At 75.2% G+C, this 12,088-nt stretch carries 13 protein-coding genes and 1 pseudogene; 10 read left to right on the forward strand and 4 right to left on the reverse strand.

Translation table 11 applies throughout. The annotated features are described in order from the left end of the window. The first annotated feature begins 49 nt into the window (after window positions 1–49). The 6 genes from QSK45_RS18190 (at window position 50) to QSK45_RS18215 (ending at window position 5,673) form a co-directional block, all read left to right on the forward strand. The gene (locus QSK45_RS18190) at window positions 50–1,045 is read left to right on the forward strand and encodes a glycosyltransferase family 9 protein (protein WP_285558095.1); all 996 of its coding nucleotides are present in this window, start codon (window positions 50–52) and stop codon (window positions 1,043–1,045) included. Next, on the forward strand, window positions 1,035–1,991 hold the full coding sequence (locus QSK45_RS18195) for a glycosyltransferase family 2 protein (RefSeq protein ID WP_285558096.1): 957 nt from the start codon (window positions 1,035–1,037) through the stop codon (window positions 1,989–1,991). Before QSK45_RS18190 ends, QSK45_RS18195 begins: the two co-directional genes overlap by 11 nt. Further along, window positions 1,988–2,896, forward strand: coding sequence for a glycosyltransferase family 2 protein (locus QSK45_RS18200; RefSeq protein WP_285558097.1), 909 nt, complete (start codon window positions 1,988–1,990; stop codon window positions 2,894–2,896). The genes QSK45_RS18195 and QSK45_RS18200 overlap by 4 nt, the downstream gene beginning before the upstream one ends. 424 nt (window positions 2,897–3,320) lie before the next feature. Beyond that, the gene (locus QSK45_RS18205; RefSeq protein WP_285558099.1) at window positions 3,321–4,568 is read left to right on the forward strand and encodes an ANTAR domain-containing protein; all 1,248 of its coding nucleotides are present in this window, start codon (window positions 3,321–3,323) and stop codon (window positions 4,566–4,568) included. 77 nt (window positions 4,569–4,645) lie between these two features. Beyond that, window positions 4,646–4,840, forward strand: a complete 195-nt coding sequence (locus QSK45_RS18210; RefSeq protein ID WP_285558101.1) for a hypothetical protein — start codon at window positions 4,646–4,648, stop codon at window positions 4,838–4,840. 377 nt (window positions 4,841–5,217) lie between these two features. Then, complete coding sequence (locus QSK45_RS18215; protein ID WP_285558103.1) at window positions 5,218–5,673, forward strand: RpiB/LacA/LacB family sugar-phosphate isomerase; 456 nt, start codon at window positions 5,218–5,220, stop codon at window positions 5,671–5,673. A 45-nt stretch (window positions 5,674–5,718) separates the two neighbouring features. On the opposite strand, the gene QSK45_RS18220 is transcribed toward QSK45_RS18215, so the two are convergent. After that, complete coding sequence (locus QSK45_RS18220; RefSeq protein ID WP_285558105.1) at window positions 5,719–6,084, reverse strand: DUF6479 family protein; 366 nt, start codon at window positions 6,082–6,084, stop codon at window positions 5,719–5,721. A gap of 111 nt (window positions 6,085–6,195) precedes the next feature. Between QSK45_RS18220 and QSK45_RS18225 the strand changes: the two genes are divergently transcribed. Then, on the forward strand, window positions 6,196–6,570 hold the full coding sequence (locus tag QSK45_RS18225; RefSeq protein ID WP_285558107.1) for a four-helix bundle copper-binding protein: 375 nt from the start codon (window positions 6,196–6,198) through the stop codon (window positions 6,568–6,570). 176 nt (window positions 6,571–6,746) lie between these two features. On the opposite strand, the gene QSK45_RS18230 is transcribed toward QSK45_RS18225, so the two are convergent. The 3 genes from QSK45_RS18230 to QSK45_RS18240 all read right to left on the reverse strand — a co-directional run bounded on the left by QSK45_RS18230 (window position 6,747) and on the right by QSK45_RS18240 (window position 8,495). Then, a complete protein-coding gene (locus QSK45_RS18230; protein ID WP_285558108.1) occupies window positions 6,747–7,823 on the reverse strand; it encodes a DsbA family protein in 1,077 nt (358 codons plus the stop codon). A 145-nt stretch (window positions 7,824–7,968) separates the two neighbouring features. Next, a complete protein-coding gene (locus tag QSK45_RS18235) occupies window positions 7,969–8,334 on the reverse strand; it encodes a thioredoxin family protein (RefSeq protein WP_285558110.1) in 366 nt (121 codons plus the stop codon). Further along, window positions 8,331–8,495 (reverse strand): hypothetical protein, encoded by a 165-nt coding sequence (locus tag QSK45_RS18240; protein ID WP_285558113.1) that lies wholly within the window; start codon window positions 8,493–8,495, stop codon window positions 8,331–8,333. The genes QSK45_RS18235 and QSK45_RS18240 overlap by 4 nt, the downstream gene beginning before the upstream one ends. A 189-nt stretch (window positions 8,496–8,684) precedes the next feature. Between QSK45_RS18240 and QSK45_RS18245 the strand changes: the two genes are divergently transcribed. The 3 genes and pseudogenes from QSK45_RS18245 to QSK45_RS38545 form a co-directional block, all read left to right on the forward strand. Then, window positions 8,685–9,341, forward strand: a complete 657-nt coding sequence (locus tag QSK45_RS18245; protein ID WP_285558114.1) for a GntR family transcriptional regulator — start codon at window positions 8,685–8,687, stop codon at window positions 9,339–9,341. 556 nt (window positions 9,342–9,897) lie between these two features. Continuing rightward, window positions 9,898–10,227, forward strand: a complete 330-nt coding sequence (locus QSK45_RS18250) for a CU044_2847 family protein (RefSeq protein WP_285558115.1) — start codon at window positions 9,898–9,900, stop codon at window positions 10,225–10,227. A gap of 5 nt (window positions 10,228–10,232) precedes the next feature. Then, window positions 10,233–12,002 (forward strand): annotated as a pseudogene (locus QSK45_RS38545) (nSTAND1 domain-containing NTPase); the annotation flags it as partial. Between the last annotated feature and the right edge of the window lie 86 nt (window positions 12,003–12,088).

Raw genomic sequence — 12,088 nt, forward strand, 5'->3', positions numbered from 1 at the left:
CCCCGACCACCGGCCGCTCCCGGTTCCCGTCCCCTGGAGGACCCTCCCCGTGATCCGCACCCCCCACCCCCCGACCGTCCTGGTGCTGCGTGCCCTGGGTCTCGGTGACCTGCTGGCCGCGGTGCCCGCGCTGCGCGGCATCCGCCGGGGTTTCCCCGGGCACCGGATCGTCCTCGCGCAGCCCGCGGGGCTCACCGGACTCGCCCTGGAGACGGGCGCGTCGGACGACGTGTTCCCGGCCGAGGCACCGGGGCGCGCGGTACCGGCGCTCACGCACTGGACCGGACCCCCGCCCGACGTGGCGATCGACCTGCACGGAAACGGCCCCGAGAGCCGCGACGCCCTCGCCGCCCTGCGCCCGCGCCGCCTGCTCGCGCACGCCTGCCCGGACGCCCCGCCCTGGCGGGCCCAGGCGCACGAACGGGACCGCTGGTGCGGCTTCCTGGGCGCGTACGGCATCCCGGCCGACCCCCTCGACCTCCGCCTCCCCCCGCCCGCGACGCCCTCCCCGGCGCCGGGCGCGGTCCTCGTCCACCCCGGTGCCGCCTCGGGTTCCCGCCGCTGGCCGGCCGAGCGGTTCGCCGCCGTCGTACGGTGCCTGCGGGCCGCCGGACACCGCGTGGTGCTGACCGGCGGCCCGGGGGAGGAGGCCCTCGTACGGTCGGTCGCCGAGCGCGGCGGCGCGCACGCCCGGGACGTCCTGGCCGGCGGCCTGCCCCTGGCCGAGCTGTCCGCGCTGGTGGCCGAGGCGTCCCTGGTGCTGTGCGGCGACACCGGCCTCGCCCATCTCGCGTACGCCCACGCCACCCGCTCCGTCACCCTGTTCGGGCCCGTCCCGCCCCGGCTGTGGGGGCCGCCCCCGAGCCCCGGCCACCTGGCCCTGTGGAAGCCCGGCCCGCCCGGCGACCCGCACGGCCGCACCCCCGACGCCCGCCTGCTGCGCATCGGCTCCGGTGAGGCCGCCGCGGCCTGTCTGACGCTGCTGCGGCAGCACCACGAACGTACGCGGGCGGTCGGCCGCCCGGCGGTGGCCCATGTCGACTGAGCCCGTCCTCGGCCGGGTCGGCCGCCCCGCCGCCGGCGGCGACCGGAGGATCACCGTCGCGGTCATCACCCGCGACCGCGCCGCCAGCCTGCTGCGCACCCTCGACGCCCTGGCCGCGCTGCCGGAGCGGCCGCCGGTCATCGTCGTGGACAACTCCCGCGACGACCGCACCCGCCGGGCCGTGCGCGGCCACCCCGCGCTCACCCGGCTGCTGCGCCCCACCGCCAACACGGGTGCCCTCGGCCGCAATCTGGCCGTCCGGCACGCCCGAACCCCCTACGTGGCCTTCAGCGACGACGACTCCTGGTGGGAACCCGGCAGCCTCGCCCACGCCGCCGACCTCCTCGACCGCCACCCCCGGCTCGGCCTGCTCGCCGCCCGCACCCTGGTCGGCGACGAGGCCGCCGAGGACCCCCTCAACGCGGTGCTCGCCGCCTCGCCCCTGCCGCCCGAACCGGACCTCCCCGGTCGCCCGGTGCTCGGCTTCCTCGGCTGCGCCTGCGTGGTGCGCCGGGAGGCGTTCCTCGCCGCGGGCGGCTTCCACCCGCTGCTCTTCTTCGGGGGCGAGGAGACCCTGCTCGCCTACGACCTCGCCGCGCGGGGCTGGGGCGTGGCCTACGAACCCGCGCTGCGCGCCCGCCACCACCCCGAGGACCACGGCCGCAGCGGACGCCCCTTCCTCGTCCGGCGCAATCACGTCCTCACCACCTGCCTGCGCCGCCCCTGGCCCGTGGCCCTGCGCGCCGCCGCGGCCCTCGCGCTCGCCGCCGCCCGCGATCACCCCGGCGCCCGCCGGGCATTGCGGGAAACCCTGGCCCGCCTGCCCGCCACCCTGGCCCGCCGCCACCGCCTGCCGCCCCGGGTCGAGCACGCCGCCCGCCTGCTGGACCGCCAGGCGGCCGGGGGACCGGCGGGGCCGGCCGGGGAGGAGGGCGTCGCACGATGAGCCGCGCCCGCACCGGCGACCGTACGACCGTGGTCGTGATCACCCACAACCGTCGCGCCGAACTGCTGCGCACACTCGGTGAGTTGGCGCGTCTGCCCGAACGGCCCCAGGTGATCGTCACCGACAACGGCTCGACCGACGGCACCGCCGGGGCCGTCGAGCAGGACTTCCCGGAGACGACCCTGCTGCGGCCGGGCCGCAATCTCGGGGCCGTCGGCCGCAACCTGGCCGTCCGGCACGTCCGCACGCCCTACGTGGCCTTCTGCGACGACGACTCCTGGTGGGAGCCCGGCAGCCTCGCCCGCGCCGCCGATCTGCTCGACGCCCGGCCCCGGCTCGCGGCCGTCACCGCGCGGATCGTCGTGGAGCCGGAGGGCACCGAGGACCCGGTCGTTCGCGAACTGCGCGACTCGCCGCTGCCGGGCCCCGACTGGCTCCCCGGACCGGCCCTCGGCTCCTTCCTGGCCGCCGCCACGGTCATGCGCACCACCGCCTTCCGCGCGGGCGGCGGCTTCCACCCCGGCCTGTGGCTCGGCGGGGAGGAGGAACTGCTCGCCTGCGACCTGCTGCGACAGGGCTGGTGGCTCGCCTACGCGGAGGAACTCACCGTCCACCACCAGGCGTCCCTGCTGCGCGACAGCACGGCCCGGCGCGTCCTCGGCCTGCGCAACACGCTGTGGTTCACCTGGCTGCGCCGCCCGCTCCTGCCGGCCCTGCGCCGCACCGGGTACCTGATGCGCACGGTCCCCCGGGACACCGCCTCCGCCCGCGCCTTCGCCCGCGCCACCGCCGGCCTGCCCTGGGTCCTGCGCCAACGCGACCCCGTACCCCCCGACCTCGAACACCGCCTGTCCGCCCTGGAAGCGGCCCGCCGCGACTCCCCGGCCCGCCGCTATATCGGGTGACGGCCTCGGTTCCGCGCGGCTGCGGCGGACGCCGCGCGAGAGGTGGCCGCCGGGCGGGGACGGGCGGGCGTGCCGGGGCCCCGTCGAGAGGCGGCCCCGGTCGCGCCGGACCACTCCCCGCGCACGTACCGCGGGCTCCCGCCCGGCCACCGGGCCGCTCGGTGCTCCTTCGGGAATACCGGGAGGCGTCGGGGCGTGGTGACGGAGCCTTCGCCCGCGCGTTCGCGGGGACCGTGCGCTCCGGCCGCGTCGCCGGGGGCCCGGAACCCCGTCGGCGCGGGAAGTCCCGCCCCCGGAACCCCACCCGCCCCGCCGCGTCCGGTTGAGACCGTGGCGTCCGCCGTGCAAGGTGGTGCTCCAAGGTCAGGTTCATGGCCAGGACGCGGCCACACCTGGCCCTTACTCGATCTGACCGGGTGATGCCATGAAAGCCTCCTCGTCGCGGCCGTCGGGCGCACCGGCCCGCCTCGTGATCGAGTCCTCCGTGGTGGAGGGGCTGCCCGCCGAGGGCGCGCTGCTGCTGCGGATGTCCGGCACCCTGGACGCGCACGGCGCCCACGCCTGGTCCGAGGACCTGCGCGGCCACCTGGAGCGGGCGGACCGCGCCGGGCTGCGGCCCGTCCTCGACATGGCCCACGTACAGCTCGGCGGCGCCGCCGTGCTGCGCACCCTCAGCGAGGCCACCCGGGCCCGCGCCGGCCGCCCCGACCTGATCATCGTCCGGGCCAGGCCGGGCGTGCGCGAGGCCGTGCACCTGGCCCGCCTGGCGGGCGTCCGGCTCTACGCCACCCTGGACGAGGCCGTGCGGGAACTGGGCCGCGCCGCCTCCCAGGTGGAGGAGCTGCCCGCCTGGCGCTCACAGATGGCCGACCCGCTCCGGCCCTCGTACCAGGACCTGCACCAGGAGGTCCGCGCCCTGCGCGCCCGGGTCCGCACCGCGCCGGTGATCGGCATGGCCCAGGGCATGCTCATGGCCCGCTACGCCCTGCCCGAGACCGGGTGGGCCTTCCGCGTGCTGCGCGAGACCTCCCAGCGGTTCAACGTGCCGCTGCGCGTCCTCGCCTCCGCCCTCGTCGTGGCCCGCCCGCCGGACGGCGCGACCTGGTTCCCCGGCCGCCGCCCGCTGCCCGTGCCCCGGCTGCGCCTCCTCGCCCGCCTCGACCGCGACCCGCGGTACCGCGGGCAGATGATCGACGCGGTACTCCGCGAGGCCCTGGCCATCGGCCACGCCCCGGCCGGGCACGTGCTGTCCGTCGACCCCGCCGTCAACGCGCTCGCCCTGGAGACCCGGTACGGCGGCGCGGACGCCTACCTGGACCACCTGGTCCGCGGCCGCGACGACGGTACGGCCGAGGCGGTCGCCCGCACCCGCGGCCGCCACGTGAGCATTCCCGACGTGGCCACCGACGCGCTGCTCTCCGAGGACGCCCGGCGCGCCCTGCTGGCGACGGGCGCCCGCGCCCTGCACTGCGTCCCCGTCCTGTCCTCCGCGGGCTGCTGCGCCGGTCTGATCACCGTGCACTGGCCCGACGCGGGACACCGGCCGACCTCGACCCGGGCCGAGGCCCTCGGCCTGCTCGCCGCCGACGCCGCGGCCTGGCTGGCCTGGTACCACCGCACGGTCCTCCTCGACGCCCTCGAACACCTCCACCGGCGGCTGAGCGCGCCGTGAGCGGGATGCGTCACGCGCGCCGCCCTGGGAACCCGGACCACGCACGGATCACGCACCACCCGGAGGGAGTCCGGCGCATGTCCAATCCGCAGCAGCCCGAACAGCGGCGCAGTGACAAGGGGGGCGCCACCCCGCAGGACAGCGGTGAGCTCAAGGCCCGCCAGGCGGCCGACCGGGGCGCGGGCGCCCGTCCGCACGGCTCGGACAAGGGCGAGAAGGGCGGGGGAGAGGGCGGCGGGGTGCCGCCTGCGGAGCGGCCCGAGCACCCCTGAGCGCCTTCCCGACGCACCCCTGAGGCCCGTCTCGACGGCCTCGGCGACATCCTCTCGGCCCCGGCAGCGCGTCCACGCGCCTGCCGGGGCTTCCGCGTCCGCGACCCCGTTCCCGGCCTCCGCCTGTCCCGGCCCGCGTCCGCTGCCCGCCTCCCCTGTCCCCGGCCCGCGTCGGTCCGTCCCCTGCCCGTCTCCCCGCCTCCGTCCCCGGCTCGCCTGCGTCCGTCCCTTGCCCGCGTCCGTCCGTCCCCGTCCCGCCTCCGCCGTCCCCGCCCGCTCGCGCGGCCCCGCGGCCCTCTGACCACGACACCGCCCCTCCGCCGAAGCGCCCGGCGACGCCCCCACACCTCCGCACCCGAAGCGCTACCCTCCCCGGTATGCGGATCTCCGTCTCCTCCGACATGGACGAACCCGTCGCCCGGCTCCTCGTGAGCGAGCTACGGCGCCGCGGGCACGACGTGCGCACGCACGGCGCGCTGCGGGAGGGCGCCGACCCGCGGTGGGCGGTCTGCTCGCAGGCGGCGGCGCGGGACGTGGCGGAGGGGACGGCCGATCAGGCGGTGGTGTGCTGCTGGACCGGTACCGGGGCCTCCATCGCGGCGAACAAGGTGCCCGGCGTCCGTGCGGCCCTGTGCCCCGACGCGGCCACCGCGGACGGCGCACGCCGCTGGAACGACGCCAACGTCCTCGCGCTGAGCCTGCGCCTGACCTCGGAAGCGCTGCTGAAGGAGATCCTGGACGCCTGGTTCGCGGCCGAACCCAGCCGGGACCCGGAGGACGTCGAGAACGTGGCCCGCGTCGACCGCCTGGACGCCGCCCGGCACGGGGCGTAGCGGCGTACGGCGGCCCGACGCGGGCCACGATCCTCGCCGCGGCCGTCAGTGAGCGCCGAGCCCTCCGCCTCCGAAGGACCCGCTGGACCCCCTGCTCCACCGCGGACGCTTCTTGTCGTCGCTCGGCCTGGAGTCCATGTTGCTCAGTTCGTAGGGAGTGAGCGGACGGCCGCCCTTGGGTGTCTTGGGGACCTCCTGGTAGTCCCGGTTCTCCTGCACCTCGTGCACCGCGCCCTCCGGGGGCAGCTTGGGCTGCTCCTCGGGACGCGGGCGGGCGGACTCGCGGTACTTGACCCGGGAGGTCAGCCAGAAGCCGCCGGCGAGCAGTGCCAGGAGCCCGACGGCGATGACGAAGAGCACAAGGCCCACCACGCCGCTCGGCGCGGCCAGCTGCATCGATGCGGTGTTCATAGGAAAGGGATACCCCTCCCATAACCGTATGAATCGAACAAATGGAACAAACGGCACCTCGCCCGCCGAGAGGCCGTGTTTGCCGCCCACCCCGGGGGCAACCCGCATCCTGTGACCCAGCAGGCATCGCCGCAGCAGCTCTACCGGTTCCTGGAGGACCGCTTCAGCTGTGCCCAGGCGTGCACGGAGTGTGCCCGCGCCTGCTCGGTACGCGTCAGTCTGGTCGACCCCGGTGGCCCCGAGTGCCAGGAGCGGGTGCGCCGGCTGGGGATCATGTGCGCCGAGGTCTGCGACGCCACGTGCCGGATGCTGTGCGAGGAGAGCCGGCAGGACGAGGAAGTGCTGCGGGGCCGGGTGGACTGGTGCCGCCGGGTCTGCCTCGAGTGCGCGCGCGCCTTCGAGGGGTGTCCCGGTGCGGAGGCGGCCGCGGCCGCCTGCCGGGCCTGCGCCGACGCCTGTGCCGAGTTCCTGGAGACGCTGACCTGACAGAGGGCGTCCGTCCGTCCGCGCGTCCTGTCCGGCGGTATCGACCTCGCGATCGGCAACGGCGAGCCGGCGCGGACGGGCACGCCGGTGGCGGCGGAACGTCTCGTACGCCGCCGTCACCGGGACGGCGGCGATCGAGTGGTCCTCGCCCGGCGACGAGTGCGCGGAGGCGGCCCTCAGGCCAGCTCGGGGGACATGGCGGCGGCGATCTTCAGGTGTACGGCGGCTTCGTCGCCTCTGCCGAGGCGCTGGAGGGTACGGCCGAGCATGAGCCGGGTGTAGGAGTCGTCGGGGCAGTCCTCCACGAGCCTCCGCAGCACCTCGTGCGCCTGGGAGAGCTGGGCCGAGTGGAAGTAGCCGCGGGCGGCGAGCCGGCGGGCGTTCAGGTCGTCGCCGTGGTGGTCGAGCAGTGGCCGGAGCAGGGTCAGGGCGCCCAGGGGGTCGCGCTGCTGGAGCAGGGACTCCGACCAGCGCAGTCGCTGGACCTCCTCGGGCATCTCGCGGGGGCGTACGGCCGCGGCCGCGGTGAGGAAGTCGACGATCACCTCGGGCGGCTGGGCGCCGGCGAGTGCCCGGTCGCCGACCACGAGGGTGGGTGAGGTCGCGATGCCGCGGGCCTTGCCGATCAGGAGGAGTTCGCGCACCTCGCGGTCGGCGGCGCCGTCGTCCAGGAGCGTGCCGGCGGCGGGGATGCCGGCACGCTCGGCGATGTCGCGCAGCAGGCCGGGGTCGCCGATGTTGCCCCCTCCGAGGAAGTGCGCCTTCATCACCTGCTCGACGACCTCGCCCTGGAGGACGCTGCCGCCGTGCCGGTAGGCCAGGGCGACCAGGCGGTGCGCGTCGTGGCTGCCGGCCCGCCAGACCTCTCCCCATCCGGGACCGAACCCCTCCTCGGCGGCGGTCCGGGACACGAGCCCCGGGCCGTCCACCGGGGACGGACCGACGGCGCAGGAGGTCGCGGCGCCGCCGGCCGCCGCGTCGGAGGAGTCCGCGTCCAGCCGGGTGCCCTCGGCGGGTGCGGTCGGGTCGATCCGGTACGGCCGCCACACCACCTCGGTGGCGAGGCCGGCCAGGGCCGGCGCGGCCAGTGCCTTCTCCAGGCGCCGCTTGCCGATGTACGCCCACGGGCAGACCACGTCCGCCCACACGTCGACGCGCACGGCGGTCGCCTCCCGCCCCGTCCTCCCGTCGCGCGGCGCGTGCTCCTCGCCGGCGGGCTCGGCGATGCGGCGGTGGATGTCCTGGTCCTGCACGGGGAGTGCCTTTCTCGGGCCGGGCCCGTGCTGTTCGGGCCCGGTGGTGCTCATGGGGTGGGTGCGGCGTCGCGTCCCGGCGGGCGGGCCCGGTGCTCCGGGCCCGCGCTCCCCGGGTGCGGCCGTCCGGCTTCCGGCGGCGCCGCTACTTCCGCCGCTCCGCCGCGATCTCCTTGCGTACCGCGTCCATGTCGACCTTCCGCGACTGCGCGATCAGGTCCTCCAGGGCGTTCTCGGGCAGCGCGCCGGGCTGGGAGAAGATGGCGACCTTGTCGCGGATGATCGCGAGCGTCGGGATCGACTGGACGTCGAAAGCCCGCGCCAGCTCCGGCTGCGCCATGGTGTCGACCTTGCCGAAGACCAGGTCGGGGTGCCGCTCGGCGGCGGCCTCGAAGATCGGGCCGAACATGCGGCACGGCGGGCACCAGTCCGCCCAGAAGTCGATCAGGACGAAGTCGTTGTTCGAGACGACCTCGTCGAAGTTCTCCTTGGTGAGTTCCAGGGTGCTCAACGGTTGCTGCCTTTCAGGGAAAGGGGGATGTCCTCGGGGGCGGGGGCGGGGGCGGTCGCCGCCCGTCGCGTCAGCGGCAGCGGCCGGAGACCGGCGCGGGCGGTGCGGACGCCGGCCGCGGGGCCGGCCGGGCCGGAGCCGATGACGATGATCTGCCGCACCGGAAGATCCCTTCTGTTTCTGGAGGAGCCGCCGGAACGGGCCCTCTTGCGGCTCCAACGCCCGGCCGAAGCCAGGTATTCCACATGCACGCGTCTTGTATCCTAGTCGCACAGGGTTATGAGCGTGTTCGGAGGGTGCCCGATCCGGCGGTCACCCGCCGACGGTCCCGGTGCGTGGAGGATGGGGTCATGTCCACAAGCGAGAGCGCGTCCGAGCGGGCCTACGCCGCCATCCGCGAGGGGATCCTCGACGGAACACACCGACCGGGCACGATGCTCGGCGAGGCGGGGCTCGCCGCCGAGCTCGGCGTCAGCCGCACCCCGGTGCGGGCCGCCCTCGTCCGCCTCCAGGACGAGGGCTGGATCACCGTCTATCCCAAGCGCGGCGCCCTCGTGCGCGGACTGAGCGAGAAGGCCGTCAGGGACCTCGCCGACGCCCGGCTCGTCCTGGAAGGCTCAGCCGTCCAGCGCGCGACGGCGGAGCGCAGGGCCACTCTCGCCGAGCGGCTCGAAGAGGACGTCGAGCGGCAGAAGCAGGCACTCGCCGCCCGCGACCTCAACCACTTCGTCGAGCTCACGGTCGCCTTCCACCGCTCCTTCGTCGAAGTCGGCGACAACCTGGTCATGCTCGAACTCAACGACAGGATCGCGGATCGCCAGCGGTTCCTGCTCTTCAGCTGCGGCGACACGCTCCTGGCCCGCTGTGCGGACATCATCGCCGAGCACACCGAGCTGATCGCCCGGCTGCGTGCCGACGACGTCCAGGGCTTCCTGGACGTTCTGCGGGCCCACGTCGGCGACACGTACGGCTCCCACCTGAGCCACCTGCACCACCTGCATATCTGAGAACGGCCCGGTGGCGGCGGCGCCTCACCGTCGACCGTGCCCCGGGCCCCGGCGCGGGCGGTCGGCGCACCCGCGCCGCCGATCACGGGCGATGCCGGAGGGCGAGGCCGAACGTCGGTTCCACGTGGGCCCGCCAGGCCGTCGCCCCCGCCGTCGGCCGCACCCCGATCCACGAGGAGTTCATCCCCCCAGTCCGACGTCGACTCCGCGCTCGACGGCTCCAACGGCTTGCACCCGATCGGCCGCACCGGCAGCCCCGACGACGTCGCCGCCACCGTCGCCTTCTCGCACAGGGCTCCCGCACGTACGGGCTCGCACGCACGCGCACACCGGCTCGTCCGCGTGGACAGATGGTGATGACCGTCGAGCTGCGCCCCGTCGGGTGCCGGGCTGTGAGGCCGTTCATCACTCCGGCAGGCAGGAACGGAACCGGCCGAGCGGTTCCCGCGCATCAGGGCTCTCGCACGCCCGTATCGCTGCGCGCGGTACGGTCCGTGTCCGAGGATGGATGTTCGGCGGCAGGGGGTCTGGCGCCGGAGAGTCGGGGGAGGACGCGGTGGGTGACGGCCGGTTGGTCACGATGGCCCTGGACGAGGACGGCAAGGACATCGCCGTCTTCGAGGTGGACGGCGACCTCGCGGGTTCGGACCTCGAACTCGCGGCCGGGGGAGACCTCGTCGGCAGGGCGCGCGCGTCGGTGTCCGAGGCGCTGGACCAGGTGCGGCCCGTGCTGGCGCGCGTGGTCGAGACGACGCGGGATCTGGGGCCGCAGGAGGTGGAGATCCAGTTCGGCCTGAAGATGGGCGGGGAGACCGGTGTGATCATCGCCAAGGGGACGGCAGAGGTGAACTTCGCCGTCCGGATGGTCTGGCGCCGCCCCGCCTGAGCCGCATGCGAGCACAACGCGAGGCGTTCATCGTCAAAGTCCGCCGGGGGACCTCGGACGAGGCCGTCGGAGTGGGCTTCGTGGTCGGCGACAAGCAGATCGTCACATGCGCCCACGTCGTCAACGTGGCGCTGGGCCGGCAGAAGCCCGACCGGCACGAGCCGCCCGAAGGCGCCCGTGTCCAGGTGGAGTTCGTGCTGCTGGGCGACGCTGAGGGCGGCCCGGTGCGCAACTGCCGGGTCAGCGCCTGGGATCCGCCCTCCGTCGCGGGCTCGGAGGGACGCGACGTCGCCGGGCTGACCGTCGTCGGAGGAGACGAACTGCCCTCCAGGGCCGGCCCTGCGCGCCTGCTCGACGCGCGGCCGAGCGACACGGACGTCTCGGCCTTCGGCTATCCCCGCAGCCCGGCGCGCGGCGTGAACGGCGCCTGGAGCGCGTGTGTCCTCAGAGGCGCGGTCGGTGGCGGGCTGATCCAGCTGGACGCCGGCAGCGAGGCCGCGTTGCGCGCGCAGCCGGGCTACAGCGGATCGCCGGTCGTGGTGAAGGACCGCTGGGGCGACGCGGTCGTGGGGATGCTCACCATCGCCAGCAAGGACGGCGCGGCGGCGGACGCCTACGCGGTCCCTCTCTCGGAGATCGCCTCGGCCTGGCCCGAGGCCCTCGGCCGTACGGTCCTGCCGCCCTGCCCCTACCGAGGACTGCAGGCCTTCACCGCCGCGGACGCGGAGGCCGGCCTGTTCGTCGGCCGTGACTGGGAGGTGAAGCGCCTGAGGGACATGGTGCGGATCCAGCCGCTCGTCGTGGTCACCGGCCCGTCCGGCGTCGGCAAGTCGTCCCTCGTCGCCGCGGGCCTCCAGCCGGCCCTCGAAGAAGAGGGCTGGGTGGCCGCCACGTTCCGGCCCGGGGCATCACCCTACGAGTCCGTGGCGCGCGCCGTCCTGGCTCTGGAGCACCCCGACGGGGGGCACACCCTCGACCGACTCGTCTCCCGCACCGCCTCCCTGCGCGAGGAGGGTTTCTGGAAGGTCGCCGAGCGCCTGGCGATTCTCACCGGCAAGCGCCTGGTGTTCATCGGAGACCAGTTCGAGGAGGTGTTCAGCGGCGGGGCGGACGCGCGGGAGCGGCTGTCGTTCCTGCGGCACCTGTTCCCGCCCGCCGACTCCCTGCCGAGCACCGACGTGAGACTCGTCTGCACGCTGCGCGCGGACTTCCTCCCCGACCTGCTCGAACTTCCCGACGTGGGTTCACGGCTCCAGGACCGTCAGCTCAACGTGTCCCCGCTGGACGAGGACGCCCTCACCACGGTGATCGTCGAGCCCGCCAGACGTGCCGGAGTGGCGTTCACCCCGGGCCTCGCCGAAGCCATCGCAGGAGAGGCGAGCAGGTCCGCGGGAAGCCTGCCCCTGCTCGAATTCGCCCTGACGGAACTGTGGCCGCTGCAACGGGACCGCCACATCAGCTTCGACAGCTACCACAGCGTCGACGGCGTCTCCGGAGCCCTGAACCGGCATGCGGAGAAGGTCTACGCCTCCCTGTCCCAGCAGTTCCCCGAGACCCGGATCCGCCGAGCCCTGCTGTCCATGGTGCGGGCCCGCGGCGGCTCCGCGAGCGCCGTCCGCGTGACCGCCCACCGCCGCCACCTGGGCCGCGAGTGGTTCATCGCGCAACTCCTCGCGCAGCCCGAACACCGGCTCGTCGTGATCGGGCCGGGAGGGGCCGATACCGCGGAGATCGCCCACGAGGCACTCATCCGCGAGTGGAAGCGGCTGGCCGGCTGGGTCGACGAGGACGCCGACTTCCAGCAGTGGCTCGCGGTCATGGAGGAACGTGCGAGCGAGAAGGACCTGCTGTCCGCCCCGCG

The organism is Streptomyces hygroscopicus subsp. hygroscopicus (assembly GCF_030269125.1).
Lineage (GTDB): Bacteria > Actinomycetota > Actinomycetes > Streptomycetales > Streptomycetaceae > Streptomyces > Streptomyces hygroscopicus_C.